The sequence below is a fragment of the Rhizobium mayense genome, assembly GCF_030272705.1.
Taxonomy (GTDB): domain Bacteria; phylum Pseudomonadota; class Alphaproteobacteria; order Rhizobiales; family Rhizobiaceae; genus Rhizobium; species Rhizobium mayense.
Genome location: NZ_JARFYM010000001.1, coordinates 348,212 through 371,663 on the forward strand (window position 1 = coordinate 348,212; position 23,452 = coordinate 371,663).

The 23,452-nt window shown below is 59.5% G+C and carries 21 protein-coding genes and 1 other RNA gene; 11 read left to right on the plus strand and 11 right to left on the minus strand.

The genetic code is table 11. The annotated features are described in order from the left end of the window. Positions 1–46: 46 nt before the first annotated feature. Complete coding sequence (locus PY649_RS01695; RefSeq protein WP_285866352.1) at positions 47–454, minus strand: DUF2000 family protein; 408 nt, start codon at positions 452–454, stop codon at positions 47–49. Between the two features lie 35 nt (positions 455–489). Between PY649_RS01695 and PY649_RS01700 the strand changes: the two genes are divergently transcribed. The 4 genes from PY649_RS01700 (at position 490) to PY649_RS01715 (ending at position 7,770) form a co-directional block, all read left to right on the plus strand. Next, positions 490–1,371: an AraC family transcriptional regulator gene (locus PY649_RS01700; protein WP_285866353.1), complete on the plus strand. Its 882-nt coding sequence runs from the start codon at positions 490–492 to the stop codon at positions 1,369–1,371. A 106-nt stretch (positions 1,372–1,477) separates the two neighbouring features. Next, entirely contained in the window at positions 1,478–2,254 is a 777-nt protein-coding gene (locus PY649_RS01705; protein ID WP_285866354.1) for a hypothetical protein, read from the plus strand. A gap of 144 nt (positions 2,255–2,398) precedes the next feature. Then, entirely contained in the window at positions 2,399–3,811 is a 1,413-nt protein-coding gene (locus PY649_RS01710; RefSeq protein ID WP_285866355.1) for an FAD-binding oxidoreductase, read from the plus strand. A 251-nt stretch (positions 3,812–4,062) separates the two neighbouring features. Further along, the gene (locus PY649_RS01715) at positions 4,063–7,770 is read left to right on the plus strand and encodes an AsmA family protein (RefSeq protein ID WP_285866356.1); all 3,708 of its coding nucleotides are present in this window, start codon (positions 4,063–4,065) and stop codon (positions 7,768–7,770) included. 210 nt (positions 7,771–7,980) lie between these two features. Here PY649_RS01715 and PY649_RS01720 read toward each other — a convergent pair whose 3' ends face one another. The 4 genes from PY649_RS01720 to ssrA all read right to left on the minus strand — a co-directional run bounded on the left by PY649_RS01720 (position 7,981) and on the right by ssrA (position 9,547). Beyond that, positions 7,981–8,193, minus strand: coding sequence for a ribbon-helix-helix domain-containing protein (locus PY649_RS01720; RefSeq protein WP_120706391.1), 213 nt, complete (start codon positions 8,191–8,193; stop codon positions 7,981–7,983). A gap of 108 nt (positions 8,194–8,301) precedes the next feature. Further along, a complete protein-coding gene (locus tag PY649_RS01725) occupies positions 8,302–8,496 on the minus strand; it encodes a DUF4169 family protein (protein ID WP_285866357.1) in 195 nt (64 codons plus the stop codon). A 53-nt stretch (positions 8,497–8,549) separates the two neighbouring features. Continuing rightward, positions 8,550–9,056 carry an SspB family protein gene (locus PY649_RS01730; protein WP_285866562.1) on the minus strand — a complete coding sequence of 169 codons (507 nt, stop codon included), beginning with the start codon at positions 9,054–9,056 and terminating at the stop codon, positions 8,550–8,552. 119 nt (positions 9,057–9,175) lie between these two features. Beyond that, positions 9,176–9,547, minus strand: a transfer-messenger RNA (tmRNA) gene (ssrA, locus tag PY649_RS01735). A 148-nt stretch (positions 9,548–9,695) separates the two neighbouring features. On the opposite strand from ssrA, the gene PY649_RS01740 reads away from it, so the two are divergent. The 5 genes from PY649_RS01740 to PY649_RS01760 all read left to right on the plus strand — a co-directional run bounded on the left by PY649_RS01740 (position 9,696) and on the right by PY649_RS01760 (position 15,536). Further along, positions 9,696–10,490, plus strand: coding sequence for a thymidylate synthase (locus tag PY649_RS01740; protein ID WP_285866358.1), 795 nt, complete (start codon positions 9,696–9,698; stop codon positions 10,488–10,490). An 8-nt stretch (positions 10,491–10,498) separates the two neighbouring features. Further along, positions 10,499–11,017: a dihydrofolate reductase gene (locus tag PY649_RS01745; protein ID WP_285866359.1), complete on the plus strand. Its 519-nt coding sequence runs from the start codon at positions 10,499–10,501 to the stop codon at positions 11,015–11,017. 161 nt (positions 11,018–11,178) lie between these two features. Beyond that, the gene (gene hflK, locus PY649_RS01750; protein WP_285866360.1) at positions 11,179–12,312 is read left to right on the plus strand and encodes an FtsH protease activity modulator HflK; all 1,134 of its coding nucleotides are present in this window, start codon (positions 11,179–11,181) and stop codon (positions 12,310–12,312) included. After that, positions 12,312–13,256, plus strand: a complete 945-nt coding sequence (gene hflC / locus PY649_RS01755) for a protease modulator HflC (RefSeq protein ID WP_285866361.1) — start codon at positions 12,312–12,314, stop codon at positions 13,254–13,256. The genes hflK and hflC overlap by 1 nt, the downstream gene beginning before the upstream one ends. A 471-nt stretch (positions 13,257–13,727) precedes the next feature. Next, entirely contained in the window at positions 13,728–15,536 is a 1,809-nt protein-coding gene (locus PY649_RS01760; protein WP_432761316.1) for a Do family serine endopeptidase, read from the plus strand. A gap of 6 nt (positions 15,537–15,542) precedes the next feature. Here the strand turns inward: PY649_RS01760 and PY649_RS01765 are convergent, their stop codons facing one another. The 5 genes from PY649_RS01765 to serB all read right to left on the minus strand — a co-directional run bounded on the left by PY649_RS01765 (position 15,543) and on the right by serB (position 18,332). Beyond that, positions 15,543–16,121, minus strand: coding sequence for a GNAT family N-acetyltransferase (locus PY649_RS01765; protein ID WP_285866363.1), 579 nt, complete (start codon positions 16,119–16,121; stop codon positions 15,543–15,545). Continuing rightward, the gene (locus PY649_RS01770) at positions 16,118–16,681 is read right to left on the minus strand and encodes a GNAT family N-acetyltransferase (protein WP_285866364.1); all 564 of its coding nucleotides are present in this window, start codon (positions 16,679–16,681) and stop codon (positions 16,118–16,120) included. Before PY649_RS01770 ends, PY649_RS01765 begins: the two co-directional genes overlap by 4 nt. A 41-nt stretch (positions 16,682–16,722) precedes the next feature. Further along, a complete protein-coding gene (locus PY649_RS01775) occupies positions 16,723–17,037 on the minus strand; it encodes a helix-turn-helix domain-containing protein (RefSeq protein ID WP_285866365.1) in 315 nt (104 codons plus the stop codon). After that, positions 17,034–17,357, minus strand: a complete 324-nt coding sequence (locus PY649_RS01780; RefSeq protein WP_285866366.1) for a type II toxin-antitoxin system RelE/ParE family toxin — start codon at positions 17,355–17,357, stop codon at positions 17,034–17,036. Before PY649_RS01780 ends, PY649_RS01775 begins: the two co-directional genes overlap by 4 nt. 84 nt (positions 17,358–17,441) lie before the next feature. Continuing rightward, positions 17,442–18,332 (minus strand): phosphoserine phosphatase SerB, encoded by an 891-nt coding sequence (gene serB, locus PY649_RS01785; protein ID WP_285866367.1) that lies wholly within the window; start codon positions 18,330–18,332, stop codon positions 17,442–17,444. Here serB and miaA point away from each other — a divergent pair. Beyond that, positions 18,331–19,227, plus strand: a complete 897-nt coding sequence (miaA, locus tag PY649_RS01790) for a tRNA (adenosine(37)-N6)-dimethylallyltransferase MiaA (RefSeq protein ID WP_285866368.1) — start codon at positions 18,331–18,333, stop codon at positions 19,225–19,227. The genes serB and miaA overlap by 2 nt on opposite strands. A gap of 6 nt (positions 19,228–19,233) precedes the next feature. On the opposite strand, the gene PY649_RS01795 is transcribed toward miaA, so the two are convergent. Beyond that, entirely contained in the window at positions 19,234–21,264 is a 2,031-nt protein-coding gene (locus tag PY649_RS01795; RefSeq protein WP_285866369.1) for an ATP-binding protein, read from the minus strand. A 328-nt stretch (positions 21,265–21,592) separates the two neighbouring features. Here PY649_RS01795 and PY649_RS01800 point away from each other — a divergent pair, with 328 nt between their 5' ends. Beyond that, on the plus strand, positions 21,593–23,386 hold the full coding sequence (locus tag PY649_RS01800) for an acetolactate synthase 3 large subunit (RefSeq protein ID WP_285866370.1): 1,794 nt from the start codon (positions 21,593–21,595) through the stop codon (positions 23,384–23,386). Positions 23,387–23,452 lie beyond the last annotated feature (66 nt).

Here is a 23,452-nt window from a genome sequence, read left to right on the forward strand (position 1 = left end):
ACGGCCGGGTTTTGCGACCCGGCCGTTCCGTTCGTCTGCAGCGCATTCACGAATGCATCGTTGCGCCCTTTGTGATCTTGTCGACGATCTTCTTGTCGGCGCGAAGCGCGATGCCGACCACCTTGGCATCCTCGGGTGCAAATTCGGAGAAGACGGCGCGATTGGCAACGTCGTGGCCGGTAGAGAACATTTCCTCGATAAAGATCGAGGAGATGACGCCTCGCTCCAGGGAGCGGCGATGGATCGCGGCAATCGTCGCTTCGTCGGCGGATAGCAGGATCATCGGCTGGATCGACAACGCGTTGTAGGTGTTGCCGGCGCGATCACGATAGGGTTCGCCGATGATATCGGGAAACTGTCCCACGATGCCGGTCGACAGGAAGGCAGTTACGTTCAGTTTCTGCCACGATTGAAGATTGTTTCGCACAACGATCGCGATTTTGGTATCAAACATCGGTAGTCACTTTCACGCAGTCTGGGAATGATCCGTTGCGAGAGGATGTAGCCGGCCAGATCTTCGAAGGTCTTGAACGTTTGTGCACGATGCCGGAGGCAAACCGCATCGTATCCGCACCTGCTTATCCCGGCATCGAGCGAATCCAGGCGCAATTCCACGGTGATGCGTTCGAACCGCACCGTCACGACACCTATGCACTTGGCGTCACCATCCGCGGCGTGCAGACCTTCAGCTATCGTGGCGAGCGGCGCTATAGCCTGCCGGGGCGGGTTATCGTGCTTCATCCGGATGAGCTGCATGACGGCGGCGCCGCGACCGACGATGGGTTGCTCTACCGCATGCTCTATCTTGAGCCGTCGATGCTGATGCAGTGCCTGGAGCAGGCGCGCATCGGGCTCCCCTTCGTCGATGATCCCGTCGTCGCGGACGATCGTCTTGCCGGCCTGCTGTTGGCGGCGCTCGGCGAACTCGATCGGGAACTGGATGAACTCTTCGTCGACGATTTCGTCTCGCGCGTGGCGACCGGGCTCGTTTCACACGCGCGCCTGCCGCAAAGGCCGTTGGGAAGTATTGCATGGGGTCAGGTGAAAACGGCCCGCGATTATCTCGAAGAGCATGCCATGCGCGGTGTTCGTTCGCGGGAGCTGGAGCGTATCACGGGCCTCGACCGCTTTGCGCTCTCTCGTCATTTCCGCGCCGCATTCGCAACCAGCCCGCATCGCTTCCTGCTGATGCGACGGCTGCAACGGGCCAAGGCGATGATTGCCGATGGCGAGCCGATCGCCGAAGTCGCCGCCGCCACCGGATTTGCCGACCAGAGCCATCTGACGCGGCATTTCAAGAAAGCGTTCGGCATGGCGCCGGGCGCATGGGGTGGAATGCTTGAAACCGCGCGCTCGCCGCCGCGAGATTAACCGGCAGGTCTTTCGGCCGGTCATGTTTTATATCCTTGTATCTCCCTGGCTGGACAGGTCGGCCCTATTGCCCATACAACCTGCGAAGGCGAGGGAGATCGGTGCGATGGCTTCAATGGATCTAATGGCAGGCAAGGGACGCGAGGCCGGTATCGTACCGGTGATATTTCGTGCTGGTTTAAGGCCGCACTATATGCTCGCCGTCGCCGTGTCATGCGCCGCGCTTCTTGCAAGCAACCCCGCCTTTTCCCTGCAGGTCGAAGGGCATGAAGCCTTCATCGTTGATCGCTGCGGTGGCGACTATGATTGCAAGGACGTGAAGCTGGTGGTGCTCAACGACAAGCACGACAAAGCGGATATCTACAGTGGCGGCGAACTCAACGGCCACGAGGCAGATGGTACGCCGAGCCATGTTTCCGGCTATGCGTTCAAATACAATGGCGGGAATCTTAGCATATCCCAGGACGGGATGCCGTCGCAGCTCAACGGCAAGTCTACCGAGGTGAAATTCAACAATGGCGTCGCGTTCGAATCGGACAAGAACTACGTCTATGTCTACAGCACCTGCAATGCCGATGGGGCGACCAGTATTGCCGGCATCGCGACCTCCTGCGATCTGAACTATATCGGCGTCGACAAGAAGACGTCGAACGCCATCCAGATCGGCGGTCACTTCACGTCCTTGGCTGCAGCGCCAGCAGGTGCTGATCTCTGCAAGACCGGCGTGATGGCTGGCCAGTTTTCTTTCCTCAACAACGGCTACGAATATCGTCTTTCGAGCGACCTTTGCAGGCAGGGAAAAAGCGCGCTGGCGATCATCTCCAACAATGTGGTGAAGTCGAGTTTCGATCTGCAGATGCGGCCGCTTGCCGGGAGCAATTGAAGCCGTACGATTTGGAGTAGCCGATGCAGCCGCTTGACGGAAGCTGCAGGCTATTTTCATGACTGGACAGCGTCGCGCCGATGTCTCATAGAACCGAAAAAAGGTTAACACCTTTTGCGGCACTTGTGATGGGAGATAGGAAAGATGGCTCTGGCTGATGCGAAGGCGGGGAGGCGTAACGAGGCAGGCATTGTCGCCGTTCTCGGCATCCTGAAGCAGGCCTTCGGCGAGCGTTTCCAGACCGGCGAGAGCTTTCGCGCCCAGCATGCCCACACGACTACCTATATCCCGGCGCAACTTCCGGACGGGGTTGTTTTTGCCGAGACGAGCGAGGACGTGCACGCGGTCGTCAGGGCCTGCGCCGAATACAAAGTGCCGATCATCGCTTTCGGTACCGGTTCTTCGCTCGAGGGGCAGGTGAACGCGCCGCAGGGCGGAATTTCCGTCGATTTCAGCCGGATGAATCGGGTGCTTGAAGTAAATGCCGAGGATCTCGACTGCACCGTCGAGCCTGGCGTCACACGCGAGCAGCTCAACACCTACCTGCGCGATACCGGCCTGTTCTTCCCGATCGATCCCGGCGCCAATGCCTCGATCGGCGGTATGGCATCGACACGTGCTTCGGGTACCAATGCGGTGCGCTACGGCACGATGAAGGACAATGTTCTGGCCGTTACGGCGGTCACCGCCAATGGCGAGGAGATTCGTACCGCCCGCCGCGCCAAGAAATCGTCCGCTGGCTATGATCTAACCCGGCTCTTTGTCGGTGCCGAGGGAACGCTCGGTGTCCTGACGTCGGTGACGCTGCGCCTGCAGGGCATACCGCAGAAGATTGCCGGCGGCGCTTGTGCCTTTCCGAACGTCAAGGCAGCTTGTGATGCGGTCATCATGACGATCCAGATGGGCATTCCGGTCGCCCGTATCGAACTCCTGGACGCCGTCCAGATGCGGGCCTGCAATCTCTATTCCGGCCTGACCTACGACGAGCAGCCGACCTTGTTCCTGGAGTTTCACGGCACGGACGAGACAGTTGCGCTGCAATCGGCCCAGTTCGGTGAAATCGCGGCCGAATGCGGCGGCGGGGAATTCCTCTGGACCGCCAATCTGGAAGAGCGCAACAGGCTCTGGAAGGCCCGCCATGATGCCTATTGGGCGGCGCGGGCTTTAGCGCCGGAACTGGCGGCGCTATCGACGGATGTCTGCGTGCCGATCTCAAGACTTGCCGAATGCGTTGCCGCCACCCAGGCCGATATCGAAGAGCACGGATTGCTGGCTCCGATCGTCGGCCATGCCGGCGACGGCAATTTCCACGTCCTGGCGCTTTTCGACGACCAGACTCCGGAAGGCATCGCCATCATCGAGGCCTTCGTCGCCCGGCTGAATGCACGTGCACTTGCGATGGACGGGACTTGCACCGGCGAACATGGTGTAGGGCAGGGCAAGATGTTGTTTCTCGAACAGGAGCTCGGCGGCGCCGTCGATCTGATGCGCCAGGTCAAACAGGCGCTCGATCCCGATGCAATTTTCAATCCCGGCAAAATATTCCACGCCAACTAAAAAATGGAATATTGCCATGATCTTGGCTTGCTCCGGACATGAATGGCGTTAGGCTAGAGTATCCCGTTTTCAGATGGCGTCATGGAAAGCGGCTAAGGTGCGCTAGATCTTCAGTATGGTCCATGAACTGCGACGCGGTTATCAATTGGAACCCATGCTCAAGCTGACGATCCAGGGCGTCTTTTGTGTGTCCGTCTGGATGCATGGCGCCTTGATATCGTAATTGGAATGCAGAATGGAGACGGTGCGCATTGTTAGGTAAGGTCCTGGTTTTCCTGGGGGGAGTGCTCGTGGTGGTGCTATTCGTGGCGCTGCTTGCTCCGCTCTTCATAGACTGGACAGATTTTCGGAAAAATTTCGAAGATCAAGCAAGTCGGATCATCGGTAAGAAGGTGACCGTTCATGGCACCGTCGACGCTCGCCTTTTGCCTTTTCCTTCCGTGACATTGCATGACGTGCGCGTCGGTCAGGACGCCGACGGAACGCCTTTGGTGCAGATCGCCCAGTTCTCTATGGACGCCGAGTTAGCGCCATTCCTGTCCGGCGAAGCCCTGATCTTCGACATGCGCGTTTCCGAGCCGAAAGTGCGCCTGCGGCTATTGAAGGACGGCACGCTCGACTGGATGCGCGGCAGCCGGCCGGAAATTCCCGCAAAGTCGGTCGTGCTTGAAGGTGTGCACGTCGATGGCGGCGATATCCAGTTCATCGATGAGCAATCCGGCCGCACCCGGCATATCACCGGTCTCAACGCGCAAATGTCCGCGCGCTCGCTCGCAGGGCCCTGGCGAATCGATGGCGATGCAGCGCTCGACGGCGAGCACGGCAATTTCAGCATTTCCAGCAGCCAGCCTGACGATAACGGCGTATTACGGGTTCGCACCCGTTTGCTGCCGGAGCGCCATCCACTCAATATCGATCTCGATGGCGAGTTGAAGCTGGTCGACAGCAAGCCGAACTATAGCGGCCTGTTTACGGCAGGGGTTGAAGACAAACAGACGCACAAACCGGCAGACGAACAGGCTCAGCCACGCGTCAAAGGTCGCTTCGAGCTGACGAACGAACGCATACGGGTCCCCGAATATCGTCTGGAGGTGGGTGCTGCGGACGATCCATACGTTGTGACTGGGGAGGCGACGCTGGACACCGGCACCAAGCCGGAATTTCTGTTGACCGCCGACGGCCAGCAGATCGACGTCAACCGCATCGGCAATACCCAGGGTACAAATGGCAAGACCAACCGCAATCCCGCCATTTCGGCGCGCCAACGGCTCAACAACCTGATTGCGATCGCAGCCGAAGTCCCGATACCGCAGGTGCCTGGCAAGGCGACTTTCCGCCTGCCGGCGATCGTTGCCGGCGATACGACCATCCGCGATGTACAGCTCGACCTGGAGCCTGCCGGAACCGGCTGGAAGGTCGACCATGCGATCGGCACGTTGCCGGGCCGCACCCAGGTCGAGGCCACAGGCAATTTGATGCTGCAGGGAGAACCGAATTTCATCGGCAATCTCGTCGTTGCCTCCAATCAGCCATCCGGCCTGGCGTCCTGGCTGGTGGGCTCGGTCGATCCCGCGATCCGGCAGTTGAGACAGGCTGGCTTCTCCGCCGACGTCAGCCTGCGCCACGAGGAGCAGCGCTTCGAAAATCTTGAAATTGCCATCGGTTCGGCAACGCTCAAAGGCCAGCTCGATCGGCTGGCGCCGGTTGACAACCAGGCGCCGAAGCTTGCCGTCGATCTCAGCGGCGATGCGCTCGATCTCGATGCTCTGAGGGCGCTCACAAGCTTGTTCACCGGCCAGGATGCCGGTGAAACCCTGCTCGACCACCGGATTACGGCACATCTGAGAGCGGATAAATTTGCCGCTTTCGGCGTGCAGGCCGACAATGTCGAGACGTCCTTTTCGATTGCCGATGGCGCGCTGACGCTCGACAAGCTTGCTGTGCGCAATGTCGCCGGCGCCGAAATTACCGCGACGGGCCGTGCCGAGGGTTCGCTGCTGGACTACAAGGGGTCAGGCGAAATCACCTTCAAAGCCGGCGATCCCGGACCGTTCTTCGAAATGCTGAGCCAACATCTGCCGCATCACCCAGCCATGGACCGGCTGGTGCGTAATGCCGCCTGGTATGGAAATACTGCTCTGCGCGGCGCACTGACGCTTGGCGGCGATCAGGGCGATGGGCTGACGGTGACGCTTGCCGGCGTTTCCAACGGCAGCCGCGTCAATCTGGATTACCGCATGTCCGACCTGCTGGCGTTGACAGGCAAGGGGACGACGACGCTGGAGGCGACGCTCGAAAATTCGGTGACATCGATCCTGTTCGGACAGGCAGGGCTCGATCCGCTGCCCGTCGAAGCCGATGCCAACGGCCGTCTGACGCTGAAGGTAACGGCAAACGGCACCGATCCGGCGGATGCGGCGCTAACCTTTGCCACCGACAAGACTTCGTTCACCGCGAATGGCAAGGTGGACGTGCGTCCCAATAACTTCCTCAACGGCAATATCGCGCTGTCGCTGGAGAGTGCCGATCTCGATCCCTATTTCGTCATGAATGGTATCGGTGTACCGCTGACGGGGACGGGCTTGCCGGTTAAATTCCAGGCAAATGCCACACTCGATCCCGACAAGATCGTGTTGTCGGGTATGAAGGGCCAGCTTGCCGACAATAACGTTTCGGGCGCGCTGACTTTCGATCGCAAGGCTCAGAATGTCAAAGCAATCGGCGAGCTGGCGCTCGACAAGGCCGATCTCGGCTGGTTCGGCGAGGCGATCTACGGGCCGGTGATGGATGCGACAACGGGCAACCTTACCAAAGCCAAACTTGGGCTACCGATGTTCAGTGGGCTCGATATCAACATCAAGCTTTCGGCCAAGCAGTTGTGGCCGGGCATCTTCGGTCCGATCTCGAATTTCAGCACGAATGCCGCCTATAAGGGCGAGGAGCTGCGGCTGAACGACATGGCCGGCGCCTGGAATGGCGGTGCTCTTGGCGGCAGTCTGATGTTTGCGAATTCCGACGGTACCGGGCTGATGCAGACGAAGCTCGATCTCGCCAATGGCGACCTCACCGCCGTCGCCTGGCAGCGGGATGGTGCACCACTTGCCAATGGCCGCTTCGGCTTGGGGCTGAGCATGGAGGCCAGCGGCAAGAGCCTGGGAGAGCTTGCCGCTAATGCCAGCGGCTCCGGTGAGATCAAGCTTGGCGACACACATGTGCGCAGCCTCAATCTCGCTGTGTTGCCACCGCTCTTGTCGGCCACGGACCAGATCCAGGGTGACATCACGGCCGACAAGGTGCTGCCGATCGTGCAGACTTTGCTCAACAACGGCGAGGCCGCCTTGTCGGCGATGAGCATACCGTTCAACATTTCGACCGGTGTTATCCGCGCCACCAACATCAATGCCGGCAACGATCTGGCTAAGCTTTCGGGCAATGCTGAAATCAGCCTGCCGGATCAGCGCATGCGGGGCTCGCTCGGCATCGATTTCAAAGCCGGCAACGAGGCGCTGAACGGCGCCGAACCGGCGCTGCGCCTCGATTTCGCCGGGCCGTTGGCGGCGCCGGGCCGGACGATGGATGTCACCGACATCACCAGCTTCCTGTCGTTGCGCGCCTTTGAACGTGAGCGCCGGCGCGTCGAGCGGCTTCAGTCGAGCGTATTGGAAAAACAGCGGCTGCGGCGCGAAGTGGCGCTCTACAAATATACCGCCGCTGCGCGTGAAGCGCAGCGTCAGCGCGATGCGGCAACCGAGCAGCAGCGCAGTGCCGAAGAGAAGCGCCTGAGGGAACTGGCGCGCCAGGCCGAAGCGGAAAGACAGGCGGAAGCCGCGGCCAAGGTAAAGGCTGACGCGGAAGCCCGCGCGAAGGCGGAAGCACAGCAGGTGCCATTGCTCAACGGGCAGCCCCCGCAGACGGGGGCACCGCTGAACTTCAATGGTCTTCCCGGCATTGCCCGGTAAGATCCGTACGCCCGGCCATGGCGGAGCCGTCCTTCGTCCTTAGATGAAATGTCGGAGGCAGGAGATGTTCTTGAACAAAAGAATAAAAGATCGATCGCGCTCGTTCTGATACGGCGCCGGTTCAGCGTCTCAGGAATCGCCTTCCCGCTTTATCTCTTGTTTTTGCGTATCCCGGACGGAGAGCTGCTTCGCACTTTTCCTGGAACTGCTCTAGCCGCGATCCTTCAGCCATTTCAGCACATAGAGCCGAAGCGCCGAGGAAAGGTTGCTTGCCGGATCACGCCCGTCGTCGATTTCGGAGATCAACGCCGCAAGCGACGTGCCACGCGCGTTGGCGATCGCCTTCAGTTCGGTCCAGAAGGCGTCTTCAAGGGAAAAGCTCGTGCGATGGCCGTGGAGCGTCGCGGAATGTTTACGGATCATCGGTGGATCGATCAAAAGTTCGGAAACAGGAGAGGTAATTCTAGGAATGATTCAAAATGCTGGAATAACTGGCTGATTTCGGGGGAATTTCGATCCTACTTCGGCAATTTAATCGTCCGTCTTCGGCGCTTCGATGTGGCCTGCCTCGTGTGTTTTTGCGGCCTTGTCGTTGAGCGTCTTGGTCAGGTGCTTTTCCGCCTTGGTGCGGCCGAAGGTAATGCGATTCTGTTCCGCCTGTTTTTCTTTTTCAGCGCGGGTCTGCTTTTTGCGAAACTGGCGTAGATTGACGATCTCGGCGCTCATCGATGTTTCCCCCCAACTGTCGATGCGAAAGGGGAAGCTTACGCTTCCCGCTGCTATTGCTTCTTGCGGAACGCGTCGAGGGAAACGACTGATCCCGGCTTCTTCTCCTCGCCATCCTTAGCGGCCGCAGGCTCTTCGCCGTTCTCGGCCGATACCGGATAGGCGGTGATCTCGCCGGAGGGTATTTCCTCGTCGTCGGCGAGCGGAACATCGAATTCCAGCTCGAAATTCACGGACGGATCGTAGAAGCCCCGGATCGCGTTGAACGGGATTACCAGCTTTTCCGGAACGTCGGAGAAGGAAAGGCCGATCTCGAACTGGCTCTCGGTGACCTTCAGATCCCAGAATTGATGCTGGATGACGATGGTCATCTGCTCCGGATATTTTGACTTCAGGTGCTGGGAAATGCGCACGCCGGCCGCACCCGTCAGAAAGGTGATGAAGAAATGATGGTCACCCGGCAGACGGCCGGTGGCGCCGACTTCGGTCAACACCTTGCGGATGACCCCACGCAGGGCGTCCTGTGCCAAAATGTCGTAGCGGATATGATCCTGCCCCATACTTTCCTGTCTTTCGTTGGCCATGTTTTTTCTAAGGCTTATGCCACGACGAGCGCCGACGGGAAACCCCCGCGCGCGAGTCAACGCCTGATCATACATAATATCGAAGAGAGGGAGAAGGTGAAGGCTTCTGTTGCCAGGTGCCTTCGAACCCCGCCTAAGAGTGCGACCCCTTAGGACTTTATTTGAAGTGCCACACTGCGATTAAGCAGCGAGACGAGCTTCCGCATAGTTGTCGTTTGCAACTACAATTTTAGCCCGATAACGGTGGTACAATGCCGAGCGAAAAGTCGATCTTTACACCCTTGTCGATCCTGTTTCGCCCCCATCAAAAGCCGGTCTGAAGCCAGTCTGGCCTGGCCGGTTTTTGGTGGAGGCGCCGGGTACCGCCCCCGGGTCCAATAGGTTTATTACACCGCTCGTTTATCGCCATAGCCGGCCCGAAGACCGGCTAGGTTGATATAGTGTTTTCCTCAGGCGAAGGGAAGGGGATTTGTCATAAATGCTTCGCTTGAGCACCCGTTTGCCGCGATAACCGACCGCCCCGGTGCGAGAATTGCAGGGATTATGCTTTGCCGTAGTTGGTTTCGTGCCGACTTGCCATTAAATTGGCGAGAAATGGAATCGGCGGCGGGCGCGATGAAGCAATATCTGGATCTTTTGAAGCATGTGATGGACAACGGCATCGACCGCGGCGATCGCACCGGCAAAGGCACGCGCTCTGTCTTCGGTTATCAGATGCGCTTTGACCTCTCCGAAGGTTTTCCGGTGCTTACCACGAAGAAGCTGCATCTGCGCTCGATCATCCATGAGCTGCTATGGTTCCTGAAGGGCGAGACCAATATCCGCTATCTCAAGGAAAACGGCGTTTCGATCTGGGATGAGTGGGCCGACGAAAACGGCGATCTCGGCCCGGTCTACGGCTATCAGTGGCGTTCCTGGCCGGCACCGGATGGCCGCCATATCGATCAGATCGCCAATCTGATCGAGGAGCTGAAGACCAACCCGTATTCCCGCCGCCATATCGTTTCGGCCTGGAACCCGGCGGAGGTTGACGAAATGGCGTTGCCTCCATGCCATTGCCTCTTCCAGTTCTACGTTGCCGACGGCAAGCTTTCCTGCCAGCTTTACCAGCGTTCCGGCGACACCTTCCTCGGCGTGCCGTTCAACATCGCCTCCTATGCGCTGCTAACGTTGATGGTGGCGCAGGTCACGGGGCTGAAGCCTGGCGATTTCGTGCATACGCTGGGTGATACCCACATTTATTCCGACCATTTCGAGCAGGTCAGGCTGCAGCTGACCCGTACTCCGAAGAAATTGCCGGTGATGCGCCTCAATCCGGCGGTGAAGAACATCTTCGATTTCAAGTTCGAGGATTTCACTTTGGAAGGCTACGAGGCGGATGCGCATATCAAGGCGCCGATCGCCGTCTGAGGGGAAATATGGCCGAACCGGTAACAACCATTGTCGTCGCCGTCTCGCGCAACGGCATCATCGGCCGTGACGGAGATATGCCGTGGCGGCTGTCGTCCGATCTCAAGCGGTTCAAGGCCATGACGATCGGCAAACCGGTCATCATGGGACGCAAGACCTTTCAATCGATCGGCAAGCCGCTTCCCGGCCGGCCGAACGTAGTGATCAGCCGCGATCCCGATTATTCCGCCGAAGGCGTACAGATGGCGCATTCGCTAAGCGAAGCCATCGATATCGCGAGCCGCCTCGCTGCAGAAAGCGGTGTCGATGAGATCTGCGTCATCGGTGGCGGCGAAATCTATCGGCAGGCGATCAGCCTTGCCGATCGGCTATTGATCACGCATGTGGAAACCGAGGTGGATGGCGACACATCCTTTCCGGCGATCGATCCGGCCCTATGGCAGGTTGAAAGCGAACTCGCCGTGCCGGCGGGCGAAAAGGACAACTATGCGACGCGTTTCGTCAGCTATTTCAGACGAAGAGCATAAAAGCTGCGCGCAAAAATCAACTATTTTCCAATAAATCCGACGAACTTCCTGAAGTTGCGTTGAAAGCAGATGCGCCGATACCTATAACGGAGGACAATCGCCGCCGCCTGCGAATTTCAAAGTCTGCGCGATGCTGGGAGTCCATAGACAAAGAGGTTTTGATGCCCTGGAGCAATCAGAATGGCGGCGGCGGCCCATGGGGCGGCGGTGGCGGCGGAAATAATCAGGGGCCTTGGGGGCAGGGACCGAACCGGTCGCGGGGAAGCGGCAGCGGCGGACCGCCGGATCTTGAGGACATCATTCGCCGTGGTCAGGATCGGCTGAAAAGGCTCGTACCCGGCGGCTTCAACGGGGGCGCCTTTGTCATCGTCGCGGCGGTCATCGGTATCTTCTGGCTTATCCAGTGTCTCTATACGGTTCAGCCGGACGAGCGCGGCGTCGAATCCCGCTTCGGCCAGCCTCGCGCCGACGTGTCCATGCCCGGCCTGCATTTCCATTTCTGGCCAATGGATCGCGTCGAGATCGTCAAGGTCACCGAACAGCAGCGCAATATCGGCGGCCGCTCGAGCTCCGGTTCAAATGCCGGCCTGATGCTGACGGGCGATCAGAACATTGTTAATGTGCAGTTCTCGGTGCTCTATACCATCACCAATCCGCAAGCCTACCTCTTCAACCTTGAAACTCCCGACGAGACGCTACAGCAGGTTGCCGAGAGCGCCATGCGCGAAGTCGTTGGCCGCCGTCCGGCGCAGGACATCTATCGCGACAATCGCCAGGAAATCGCGGTCGAAGTCAGGAGCATCATCCAGGACACGATGGACCGCTACGGCTCGGGCATTTCCATCAATGCCGTGCCGATCGAGGATGTGTCACCGCCCCGCGAAGTGGCCGACGCCTTCGATGAGGTGCAGCGCGCCGAGCAGAATGAAGACCAGCAGGTACAAGAGGCCAACCAATACGCCAATCAGAAGCTGGGTCAGGCCCGTGGCCGCGCGGCGCAAATCCGCGAAGATGCGGCTGCCTACAAGGACCGCATCGTGAAGGAGGCCCAGGGCGAGGCGCAGCGTTTCATCTCGATCTTTGAAGAATACGTCAAGGCGCCGGAAGTAACCCGCAAGCGGCTATTCTTGGAAACCATGGAGTCCGTTATCGGCAATTCGAACAGCATCATCATCGATAACAAGCAGGGCGTCGTGCCGTATCTACCATTGAACGATCTCGGCAAGCAGTCCACGACCCAGACGGGCGGCCAGTCCGACAAGCCCGCGACCGCACTTCAGCCGGAGGCCAAATAATGTCGTCCAGCCGTTTGCCAGCCATTCTCATCGCGCTCGCGGTGCTGCTGCTGATCGTTTATTCCTCGGTTTTCGTGGTCAATGCCCGCGAACAGGCGATCGTTTTGCGCTTCGGCCAGATACGCGCGGTCAAGACCGAGCCCGGCCTTTACTTCAAGCTGCCCTTTGCCTTCATGGATGCCGATCGGGTGCAATATATCCAGGACCAGGCGCTGCGCTTCGATCTGGACAATATCCGCGTTCAGGTTTCGGGCGGCAAGTTCTATGAGGTCGATGCTTTCGTCGTCTACAGGATCACCGATGCCCGCAAGTTCCGCGAGACCGTTTCGGGCGATCGCGATGCTGCGGAATCGCGCCTCAGGACGCGCCTCGATGCATCGTTGCGCCGCGTATACGGCCTGCGAGGCTTCGAAGCCGCTCTGTCCAACGAGCGTGCCTCGATGATGACGGAAGTGCGCGACGATCTGCATCGCGATGCCGAGTCCCTCGGCCTCAATATCGAGGATGTTCGCATTCGTCGCACGGACCTTACCCAGGAAGTGTCGCAACAGACCTTTGACCGCATGAAGGCCGAGCGTTTGGCCGAGGCGGAGCTCATCCGCGCGCGCGGCAACGAAGAAGGTCAGCGCCGCCGCGCAATTGCCGATCGGCAGGTGGTCGAGATCGTCGCGGATGCTCAGAAGGATTCGGAAATCCTGCGTGGTCAGGGCGAAGCCGAGCGCAACCGCATTTTCGCCGATGCGTCCTCCCGCGATCCGAGCTTCTACGAATTCTATCGCTCGATGGCCGCCTATCGCGCGTCGCTCGCCTCGGGCGGCAAGACGCTGGTGCTGCCGCCGAACCAGTCGGAATTCTTCAAATATTTCGAAAGTTCTACCGGCTGGCCTTCAGCGCCGGGTACACCGGCGCCGGCAGCGCCATCGACAACGAAACCCGCGAATTGATACGCGGCAACCTAATGAAGTCCAAGGGGCTGCCGTCGGCGGCCTCTTGTTTTTATGGTGCCTCGCGTCATTTTCAATGTAATCCCAGAGGCTGATCAGACGCGCGGGGATTTCCCAAAAAGGTGATTTCGCGCTTCATCATTCCGCCTTATGTTGATGCTTATACAAGACTTACTTTCTCGATGAGGATGCCTGATGGCCTCGACCAATCGCCTGCCTTTCAGACGTTCGTTCGCTCTCCTGGCCAGTGTGGCGCTGATTGCCGGTCCAACGTTGGGCGGCATCGACCGCGTGTATGCGCAGACGACACAGACGCCTTCCGCCGACACGCCGGCGCCGAACGGCGGCGCAACGACAGGCACGCAGCTCCCGGCCAATTCGAATAGCGCGACGGATACGCCCGCGGTCGGTTCGCCTGCCACTCCTGCGCCAGCGGCCGGTTCGACTGCAGCGCCGAGCGGCGAAGCAGCGATGGGGACGCAAGCGCCAGCCAACTCCGGAACGACAGCGCCGGCAACGGCCGGCGCAACGGGTCAGGCTCCCGCCGCGGGCTCGACGATTGCACCCAACGGCAATACCGCGTCCGGCACGCAGGCGCCCGCGGCCACCAATGAGCAGACGCCGGCCACCGCAACCAATCCCGCGCAGGCGCCGCTGGGCGGCTCGACTGCGACGACCCAGAATCCACCCGTAGCGCCACCCACCAACCCGACGCCGCCGACCGCGGGCAATCCGGCAATGAATGCCGGTCCGGCCTCGGTTGCCGATCTGGCATCTGGTCTGCTGGACGCGGTGGTCAACATTTCCACCTCGCAAAAGGTCAAGGATGAGGGCGATGGCCCGGCGGCACCCAAGGTGCCGGACAATTCGCCATTCCAGGATTTCTTTAACGACTTCTTCAAGAACCGTAACAACGACAACAGCAACCGCAAGGTCAGCTCGCTCGGTTCCGGTTTCGTCATCGATCCATCCGGCTATATCGTCACCAACAACCACGTCATCGAAGGCGCCGACGATATCGAGGCGATCTTCCCGAACGGCACCAAGCTGAAGGCAAGGCTGATCGGCACAGACACCAAGACCGACCTTTCGGTGCTCAAAGTGGAGCCGAAGCGTCCGTTGATTGCAGTGAAATTCGGCGATTCTTCCAGAATGCGAATCGGCGATTGGGTGATGGCGATCGGCAATCCTTTCGGCCTCGGTGGCTCGGTAACGGTCGGCATCGTCTCTGCCCGTGGCCGCAACATCAATGCCGGGCCCTATGACAATTTCATCCAGACCGACGCGGCGATCAACAAGGGCAATTCCGGCGGGCCGCTCTTCAACATGAAGGGCGAAGTGATCGGCATCAACACGGCCATCATATCGCCGAGCGGCGGCTCCATCGGCATCGGCTTCGCAGTGCCCTCCGAACTGGCCGAAGGCGTTGTCAAGCAGCTTATGGACTTCGGCGAAACCCGCCGCGGCTGGCTCGGCATACGTATTCAGCCGGTAACCGACGATGTCGCCAACAGCCTCGGCCTCGATAGTGCCAAGGGCGCGCTGGTCGCCGGCATCATCAAGGGCGGACCGGTAGATAACGGTTCGATCAAGGCCGGCGACGTCATCTTGAAATTCGACGGCAAGGATGTTGAGGAAATGCGCGATCTGCCGCGCGTCGTGGCTGAGAGCCCTGTCGGCAAGGAAGTCGATGTTGTGATCATGCGCGACGGCAAGCAGCAGACCGTCAAGGTCACGCTCGGTCGGCTTGAGGATAGCGATCAGGCTGCTGCGGCGAGCGGTGACAACAATCAGGGCGGTAAGAACGGCGACAACAAGGACAAGCCGCCTCAGCTCGCGCCCAACGACCACGACAATGGCAACAATGGCGGCAGCGACGGCGTCATCAATCCCGATGAGGGAGATGGCAACGACGACGGTGCGGACGGCCAGCAGGAGCCGGATGACGATCAGCAACAGCAAGCACCGCAGCCGCAGGCCAGCCAGGATGTGCTCGGCATGAAACTTGCCGCGCTGAATGCTGAAAACCGCAAGAGCTTCGGCATTGCCGATAGCGTCGACGGTGTGGTGATCACCCAGGTCTCGCCCGGTTCGGCCGCGGCGGACAAGGGGCTGAAGCCCGGTGAAGTCGTCGTTGAAGTGGCGCAGGAATTCGTGCAGACGCCGACCGCGGCCGCGCAAAAGGTTGCATCGCTGAAGCGGGAAGGCCGCCGCAACGCGCAGATGATGATCGCCTCTCCGAATGGCGATCTGCGTTTCATCGCGGTGGCGTTGGAATAGACCGTTTCAACCCTCAGCGGGTTGGATCTGTTGCCGGCGCCAATCTGCCGCGCTCAGACGATAGAGCACATGGCGCCTTAACTCCGGATGGCTGGCAGGTATATCGGGGTGATCGAAATCTCCGGTAGGTTCGCGGCGCATGCCGATCCTTTGCATGACAGCCAGAGCACGATCGTTGTCGTGCACGGCAACGCCCATGATCTCATCGAGTCCCAGGGCCTCAAAACCATGGCGCAGCAAGGCGACGCCAGCCTCGCTGGCATAGCCCCGGCGCCAATGGCGGGCCGAAAGTCGCCAGCCGATTTCGACGGCATCTGCGGGCAGGAACGTTTCCAGCTTCGGCTTTGAAAGTCCGGAGAAGCCGATCGACTCGCCGCTCTGTTTCAGTACCAGCACAAGAAGTTCGAAACCCTCTTCCGGCGTTAATCCGATGATGATGTCGAAGACGGCATCGGCGTCTTCACGGCTGCGGCGAAAAGGAAAGAATTCGAGGACGAGGGGATCGGAACTGAGTTCATAGAAGAGATCGCGATCGCTCTCCTGGCAAGGGCGCAGGATCAGCCGTGGTGTCTCGACGACCGTCATTGACGGGCGCGCCATTCGGCTGCGGTCAGACGGTAGAGCAGGTGTCGCCGCAGGTGAGGGTAGCTATCGGGCACACCCGGATGGTCGAAATCACCGCCGTCGACCCGATGCATGCCGATTCGCTCCATCACCGACGTCGACCTGAGATTGCTGTGAACTGCGAAGGAAACGATCTGATCAAGGTCGAGCGTTTCGAAACCGTAGGCGAGGAGTGCACGCGCCGCCTCGCTGACCAGCCCCTTGCCCCAATATCGCGTCGCCAGTCGCCATCCGATTTCGACGGTGCCTGCCGGTACGAACGGCTCCAGATGGTTCGTCCGCGCCAGTCCGCAAAAGCCGATCGCCTCGCCACTTCCTCTGAGCTCCAACGCGTAGAAGCCGAGCCCGGTCTCGGCGATCATGGACTGGACCCGATCGAAAAACGCATCCGCTTCCGCCCGACTGCGGCGAAAGGGAAAGAACTCCATCACTCTATCGTCGGAATTGATCTCGAAGACCAGATTACGATCTTGGTCGCGCCAGTTGCGGATGATGAGACGTTCGGTTTCGGCAATAATCATCCTGCAAGGTTTCCTGCTTATGGCCAGAAAATCGCTTTGGATTAAGACGTCGATCGTGACGACTTGGGCTTTTCGAAGCGGATGCGTAGCTTGGTGCCTGTTGCCTCGGCAAAACGCTGCAGCGTGCGGGTTGACGGCATGGAGCGGCCGCTCTCGAGCCTGGCAATGGCTGCCTGTGTCGTCCCCATCGCCTTGGCAACGTCCTCTTGAGTCATGGAAGCTTCGGCGCGGGCTCGGATCAATGCCTCCGCAAGGGCAAATTCTTCTTCTAGTTCGTTGTAAGCGACCACGTACGCCGGATCGAGGCGCCACTCCGCGAACGCGTCTTTTGCTAGAAGGCTTTCTTTTTCTTTCACTTGACCTCCTTAGCTCTCTTAAGAGCAATTTCGATTTCACGACGTGGCGTCTTCTGCGTCTTCTTTCTGAAAACGTGGACTACAACAACTCTCTGTTCCCTAACGGTCACGTATGCAGCGCGGGCTATTCCATCGCGCCCCTTTAAGCGCATTTCCCATATCGGGCCCTCGAGATGTTTCACATATGGCTCGCGCATACCCGCAAGACCATGATCCATAATAAGATTTGAAATTCGTTCGAAGACTGCTCTCATATCGTGAGGCAGGGCATACAGCGCGGATTTCACTTCTCTATCAAGAAACTCGACTGACCACGCCATAGAATATATACTATTTTTGCAATGATTTTCAATGCAGATGGTCGCTTCCTATGGCTGTATTGTCAATATCTGTGGTTGTATTCCTTACGCCCTGATGAAATCAGTCTTCCGATAGCCCTGAATGTAAAGCAGCGCGGTCAGGTCGCCATGGTCGATGCGCATCTTGGCCTGAGCCGACACGGTCGGTTTGGCATGCAGGGCGACACCGGAGCCCGCGAGTTGCAGCATGCCGAGATCGTTGGCGCCGTCACCGACAGCAATGGCGTCGTCGGTGGAGATGCCGAGCTTTTCCGCGATGTCGTTGAGCGCATCGACCTTTGCTTGCTTGCCGAGGATGGGCTCGGCGACCAGGCCGGTCAGGATGCCGTTGTCTTCCAGCAGGATGTTGGCGCGGTTCTCATCGAAATCCAGGGTGGCTGCGATGCGGCTCGTAAAGACGGTAAAACCGCCGGAGACGAGAGCGGTGTAATAGCCTTTGGCTTTCATGGTGGCGATCAGTTCCGGCCCACCGGGGGTCAGAGTGATGCGTTTGGCGATGACGTCATCGACAACGGCGATCGGCAAGCCCTTCAACAGCGCCACGCGCTCGCGCAAAGCGGGCTCGAAAGAGATTTCACCGTTCATGGCGCGGGCGGTGATATCGGCGACCTTTTCCTTCAGTCCGACTTCAGCCGCCAGTTCGTCGATGCATTCCTGGCCGATCATGGTGGAATCCATGTCGGCGATCAGCAGCTTTTTCCGACGCGTTTCCGCTTCCTGGATGACCAGATCGATCGGAGCCCCGGCAATAACGGCGCGAATGTTGGCTTCTGCGGCCTGCAGGTCGGCGCCGTCGCGCAGCGCAATATCGCAGGCGATACCGTCGGCCAGCCAGTAGAGTCCCAACGCCTTGACGACATCTGCCGCTTGCTCGGCGATTGCCGGAACGAGAACAGGGTTTGACGGACTGGCAATAAGCGTGGCAACGAAGGCCATGATCGGAAATCCTATAAGCGACATCGACGCGATCCTGATAACCGGGCCGACCGCCAGCGGCAAGTCCGCGCTTGCGGTAGAATTGGCGCGCGCGAATAACGGTGTGGTCGTCAACGCCGACAGCATGCAGGTCTACGACACGCTGCGCGTGCTGACGGCGCGGCCATCCGAAGAGGATATGCAGGGCATCCCACATCATCTTTACGGCCATGTTCCGGCGGGGCAAGCCTATTCCACCGGGGCATGGTTGCGCGAGGCAGCAGCGTTGGTGGCGCAATTACGTGAGGAGAAACGGCTGCCTGTATTTGTCGGCGGTACTGGGCTTTACTTCAAGGCTCTGACCGGCGGACTTTCCGACATGCCTGATATCCCCTCTGAAGTTCGCAACCGTTGGCGGGGGCGGCTGTTGGTGGAGGGCGCCGGGGCGCTACACGGTGAGCTCGTTATTCGCGATCCCGCCGTGGCGGAAAACCTCAAGTCTCAAGATGGCCAGCGTATCGTGCGTGCGCTGGAAGTGATCGAAGCGACGGGACAATCCATCGCTGCTTTCCAGGGCAAGACCGGACCTGTCATTGTCGATGGCGATCGAGCGCGAAAGATCGTCGTGCTGCCTGATCGCGCCGTTTTGCATCAGCGCATTAACGGCCGTTTCGAGAAGATGCTCGCCATGGGCGCTGAAGATGAAGTGCGGGCTCTGCTGGCGTTGGACCTGCCGGAAGAGATGCCGGTCATGAAGGCGATCGGAGTATCGCAAATTGCCGCGATGCTGCGGGGCGAGATGACGCGCGAAGAGGTTCTTGAAACCGGCGCTGCCGCGACGCGGCAATATGCCAAACGGCAGATGACCTGGTTTCGCAACCAGATGGACGAGAGCTGGGAGCGCATCAGCTCTTAGCCCGCATCAGTCCTTGTTGTAGAGGTTGCTCAGTGGCTTCTTCAAGATGCTGTCGCGCAAGGACAGGCTGGGTTCGCGCCGCACCGAAGGTGAAACCTCTTTCGCCGAACCATCATCACCCCTGAAGTCGCGACGCAGCTCGGCAAGTCGGCTATCGATGGATGTCTGGGGCGCCGTACCGAACGCCGAAGCCGGCGCTGGGGTGCGCGGCAGCATGTCGGGCCGATAGGGCTCCATCGGCGGATTGGCAGACCTCACGGGTTCTGGCGCGGGTGCGGCGACAGGCTGCCCGAGATCGTCGTCAAAATCATCGTCCATATCGATCGCTGTACTGCTCGAGGCCGCATAGCTCTGCTGGAAGGCGGAGATATCGGGGCCGGAGACTGAACGCATCCGGCTGACGATGGTGCGCAGGTCGACAGTATCGGGTGATTCCTCGCTCGTTCTTGTGACGCTGCCGCTGGCCTTCGGCAACAGGTGCTCTTCGACGCGGGAAAAGCGCATGCGCATGGGGACTGCGATCGCTTCGCCGAAGGCGATGGCTTCGCCGTTGCCGATCGACGACAGGAAGCTCGTCGTCGAAATTGAGGAGTTCGGAATTGCCGAACGGATGATGTCCTGGTCGCGGTCATTGGCGAGGCGCATGGCAAACAGCGTCGAGCATTGCGACAGGATCGTCTGGTCGAGTTCGCCCGGTCGCTGCGTGATGATGCCAAGCGACACGCCGTATTTGCGGCCTTCCTTGGCGATACGGGCAATCGCCTGCCGTGTCGGAAAGAAGCCGAGGGTCGGGTCGGCGGGGATATAGCGGTGCGCCTCCTCACAGACGACGAGCATATGGATCGCGCCTTCGCTCCAGAGCGCCAGTTCAAAGGCCATCCGGCAAAGGACGGAGGCGACGGAATTGACGACTTCGGATGGGATGCCGGCGAGCTGGAAGGTGCAGATCGGCTTGTCGTCGCCGGGAATACGGAAGATCTGCGCGATCATCTCCATGATCGTGTCGCTGATCGTATTGTTGGAGAACATGAAATGATAACGCGGATCGTTGATCGCCGAGATGACGCGCATCTTCAGCGAGCGCAGATGCGGCTTTTCCTGCCGCCCTTCGAGCCGGCCGATACGCTCGTCGATCAGGGCCAGCAGGTCGGCCATGCGGTAGGGAACCGGCGTATCTGCCGTTACCGAGCTCTTTTCCGTCTGACGGCGCATCAGGGGCGAGTCGCCGCCGCGAAAGGCGCGTTTTGCCTCCGGAATAATGTCGCGCAGCATGTCCAGTTCGTCGGGGATGGGTGTCCGGCCGCGGAAGACGACCTCGGCAAACTCGTCGAGACGCATCAGCCAGAACGGCAGGTCTAGCGTATCAGTGTCGACGACGACGGAATGTTTCGGAAAGGCGGCGGCGAACTCATTATGCGGGTCGAGGATCAGCACACGCAATTTGGGATCGGAGACGATCGCCTTGTGCAAGAGCAACGAGACAGCGGTCGATTTGCCGACACCGGTGGAGCCGACCACGGCGAAATGCTTCGCCAGCATCGAAGGAATATGGATGGCGGCGTCGATGCTTTCATCCTGCGTCAGCTTGCCGATGACGCAGCTACTGTCCTTTCCGGCATCGAAAATGCGCATGAGGTCGCTGGCGCGGATGCGGTGAGCGACTGCGCCCAGATAGGGGTAGGCGGAGATGCCGCTCGAAAATTCCTCGCGGCCGTTTGGCCCGACGCGGACTTCGCCCAGCAATTCCACTTCGATGCGGAAAAGATTGTTCTGACCTTCGCCCCAGCCGGTGTTGCCGGTGTTCATGGCGTAGACGAGTGCGGCAACGCGATTGGCGCCGACGCTGATGGAGATCAGTTTGCCAACGGACCAGAGTTCGGTCAGATCCGTGGCGCCATCCTCGGCGACCGCGGCGATGGTTGCCCTGGAACCGCTACACGCAACAACACGGCCGAGGAAGCGATTTCCCGGCTTCAGATTGTCACGACGATCAAGGTCCCCAGCTTTGCCGGACGTCTGCAAATCATTGTTGAGCAAACGGCTACTCCCAGCGTTAGACGGTAAAGCATAAGGAGGGCGCCTTAATAAAACCCTTTCGAGCCGCTCAACATTTTAAAGGGATCGAGAACGGCCGCGATTTTTTATTGCGGAATGCGTTGACGCTTAGAAATTTTCTGTCTATCACTTCGCCCCATGAAAAAATCGACGGTTCTTATCGTGGTGGGACGGCGCATGGGCAGGATGGTGTAACCATCCGGCGATAGCCACCCATGCGCTAGACGACAGGCTCCCAAGGAGCCTTTTTTTATGCCCGAAATCGCGATTTAATCTTTCCCAAACCCTCAGTAGATAGCGGAACAAACGTATGACCGGCACAGATAATCAGGCGAGCAGCAATCAGATGACAGGCGCGGAGATCGTGTTGCAGGCGCTCAAGGACAACGGCGTCGAACACATCTTCGGTTATCCGGGCGGCGCGGTTTTGCCGATCTATGACGAGATTTTCCAGCAGGACGACATCCAGCACATCCTCGTGCGTCACGAGCAGGGCGCTGGCCACGCGGCGGAAGGCTATGCCCGCTCGACCGGCAAGGTCGGCGTCATGCTGGTCACCTCCGGTCCGGGCGCGACGAATGCTGTCACGCCGCTGCAGGATGCATTGATGGATTCGATCCCGCTGGTTTGCCTGAGCGGCCAGGTTCCCACGACGTTGATCGGCTCGGACGCGTTCCAGGAATGCGATACGGTTGGCATCACGCGGCCCTGCACCAAGCACAATTGGCTTGTCAAGGATGTCAACAAGCTCGCCGCCGTCATCCATGAGGCTTTCCGCATCGCCCAGTCCGGCCGTCCGGGTCCTGTCGTCGTCGACATTCCAAAGGATGTTCAGTTCGCCACCGGCACCTATACGCCGCCGGAAGCCCACGACGTCCAGAAGAGCTACCAGCCGAAGGTTCAGGGCGATCTCAACAGGATCACACAGGCTGTCGAGCTGATGGCAAATGCGCGCCGGCCGATCATCTATTCCGGCGGCGGCGTCGTCAATTCCGGTCCGGAAGCCTCGAAACTGTTGCGCGAGCTGGTCGATCTGACGGGCTTTCCGATCACCTCGACGCTGATGGGCCTCGGCGCCTATCCGGCATCCGGCAAGAGCTGGCTCGGCATGCTCGGCATGCACGGCTCCTACGAGGCCAATATGGCGATGCATGACTGCGACGTCATGGTCTGCATCGGGGCACGCTTCGACGACCGCATTACCGGCCGCCTGAATGCCTTTTCGCCGAATTCGAAGAAGATCCACATCGACATCGACCCGTCCTCGATTAACAAGAACGTTCACGTTGACATCGGCATCCTCGGCGATGTCGGCAATGTTCTGGAAGATATGGTTCGCCTGTGGCGGGCGCTGCCCCATAAGCCCGCGGCGGATCGTCTTGGCGACTGGTGGGGAAACATTGCGCGCTGGCGAGCACGCAATTCCTTCGCCTATAAGCCGCATGACGATGTCATCATGCCGCAATATGCGATCCAGCGTCTCTACGAGCTGACGAAGCATCGCGATACCTACATTACGACCGAAGTCGGCCAGCACCAGATGTGGGCGGCGCAATTCTATGGCTTCGAACAGCCGAACCGCTGGATGACTTCGGGCGGCCTCGGGACCATGGGTTACGGACTGCCGGCAGCTCTCGGCGTGCAGATCGCCCATCCGGAAAGCCTGGTCATCGATATTGCCGGCGATGCCTCGATCCAGATGTGCATTCAGGAAATGTCGGCAGCGATCCAGCACAACGCGCCGATCAAGATCTTCATCTTGAACAACCAGTATATGGGCATGGTGCGCCAATGGCAGCAGTTGCTGCACGGCAACCGCCTGTCGAACTCCTATACCGAAGCGATGCCGGATTTCGTCAAGCTGGCGGAGGCCTATGGCGCCGTCGGTCTGCGCTGTGAAAAGCCTGGCGATCTCGACGCTGCGATCCAGGAAATGATCGACGTGAAGAAGCCAGTCATTTTCGATTGCCGCGTCGCCAATCTCGCCAACTGCTTCCCGATGATCCCCTCGGGCAAGGCGCATAACGAGATGCTGCTGCCGGACGAAGCCACCGACGAAGCCGTCGCCAACGCCATCGACGCCAAGGGTCGGCAGCTCGTTTGATCGGATCACCGGGACACGGTAGAGTTGCCGTGTCCCGGGCCGCTGGACCAAATCGTTATCCGGATC

What these genes read in the sequence shown, in the direction of transcription:
- PY649_RS01695 (WP_285866352.1), bottom strand. Translation starts at nt 454, where the DNA reads ATGTTTGATACCAAAATCGCGATCGTTGTGCGAAACAATCTTCAATCG.
- PY649_RS01705 (WP_285866354.1), top strand. Translation starts at nt 1,478, where the DNA reads ATGGCTTCAATGGATCTAATGGCAGGCAAGGGACGCGAGGCCGGTATC.
- PY649_RS01710 (WP_285866355.1), top strand. Translation starts at nt 2,399, where the DNA reads ATGGCTCTGGCTGATGCGAAGGCGGGGAGGCGTAACGAGGCAGGCATT.
- PY649_RS01720 (WP_120706391.1), bottom strand. Translation starts at nt 8,193, where the DNA reads ATGATCCGTAAACATTCCGCGACGCTCCACGGCCATCGCACGAGCTTT.
- PY649_RS01725 (WP_285866357.1), bottom strand. Translation starts at nt 8,496, where the DNA reads ATGAGCGCCGAGATCGTCAATCTACGCCAGTTTCGCAAAAAGCAGACC.
- PY649_RS01730 (WP_285866562.1), bottom strand. Translation starts at nt 9,056, where the DNA reads ATGGGGCAGGATCATATCCGCTACGACATTTTGGCACAGGACGCCCTG.
- PY649_RS01740 (WP_285866358.1), top strand. Translation starts at nt 9,696, where the DNA reads ATGAAGCAATATCTGGATCTTTTGAAGCATGTGATGGACAACGGCATC.
- PY649_RS01745 (WP_285866359.1), top strand. Translation starts at nt 10,499, where the DNA reads ATGGCCGAACCGGTAACAACCATTGTCGTCGCCGTCTCGCGCAACGGC.
- hflK (WP_285866360.1), top strand. Translation starts at nt 11,179, where the DNA reads ATGCCCTGGAGCAATCAGAATGGCGGCGGCGGCCCATGGGGCGGCGGT.
- hflC (WP_285866361.1), top strand. Translation starts at nt 12,312, where the DNA reads ATGTCGTCCAGCCGTTTGCCAGCCATTCTCATCGCGCTCGCGGTGCTG.
- PY649_RS01760 (WP_432761316.1), top strand. Translation starts at nt 13,728, where the DNA reads ATGGGGACGCAAGCGCCAGCCAACTCCGGAACGACAGCGCCGGCAACG.
- PY649_RS01765 (WP_285866363.1), bottom strand. Translation starts at nt 16,121, where the DNA reads ATGACGGTCGTCGAGACACCACGGCTGATCCTGCGCCCTTGCCAGGAG.
- PY649_RS01770 (WP_285866364.1), bottom strand. Translation starts at nt 16,681, where the DNA reads ATGATTATTGCCGAAACCGAACGTCTCATCATCCGCAACTGGCGCGAC.
- PY649_RS01780 (WP_285866366.1), bottom strand. Translation starts at nt 17,357, where the DNA reads ATGGCGTGGTCAGTCGAGTTTCTTGATAGAGAAGTGAAATCCGCGCTG.
- miaA (WP_285866368.1), top strand. Translation starts at nt 18,331, where the DNA reads ATGATCGGAAATCCTATAAGCGACATCGACGCGATCCTGATAACCGGG.
- serB (WP_285866367.1), bottom strand. Translation starts at nt 18,332, where the DNA reads ATGGCCTTCGTTGCCACGCTTATTGCCAGTCCGTCAAACCCTGTTCTC.
- PY649_RS01800 (WP_285866370.1), top strand. Translation starts at nt 21,593, where the DNA reads ATGACCGGCACAGATAATCAGGCGAGCAGCAATCAGATGACAGGCGCG.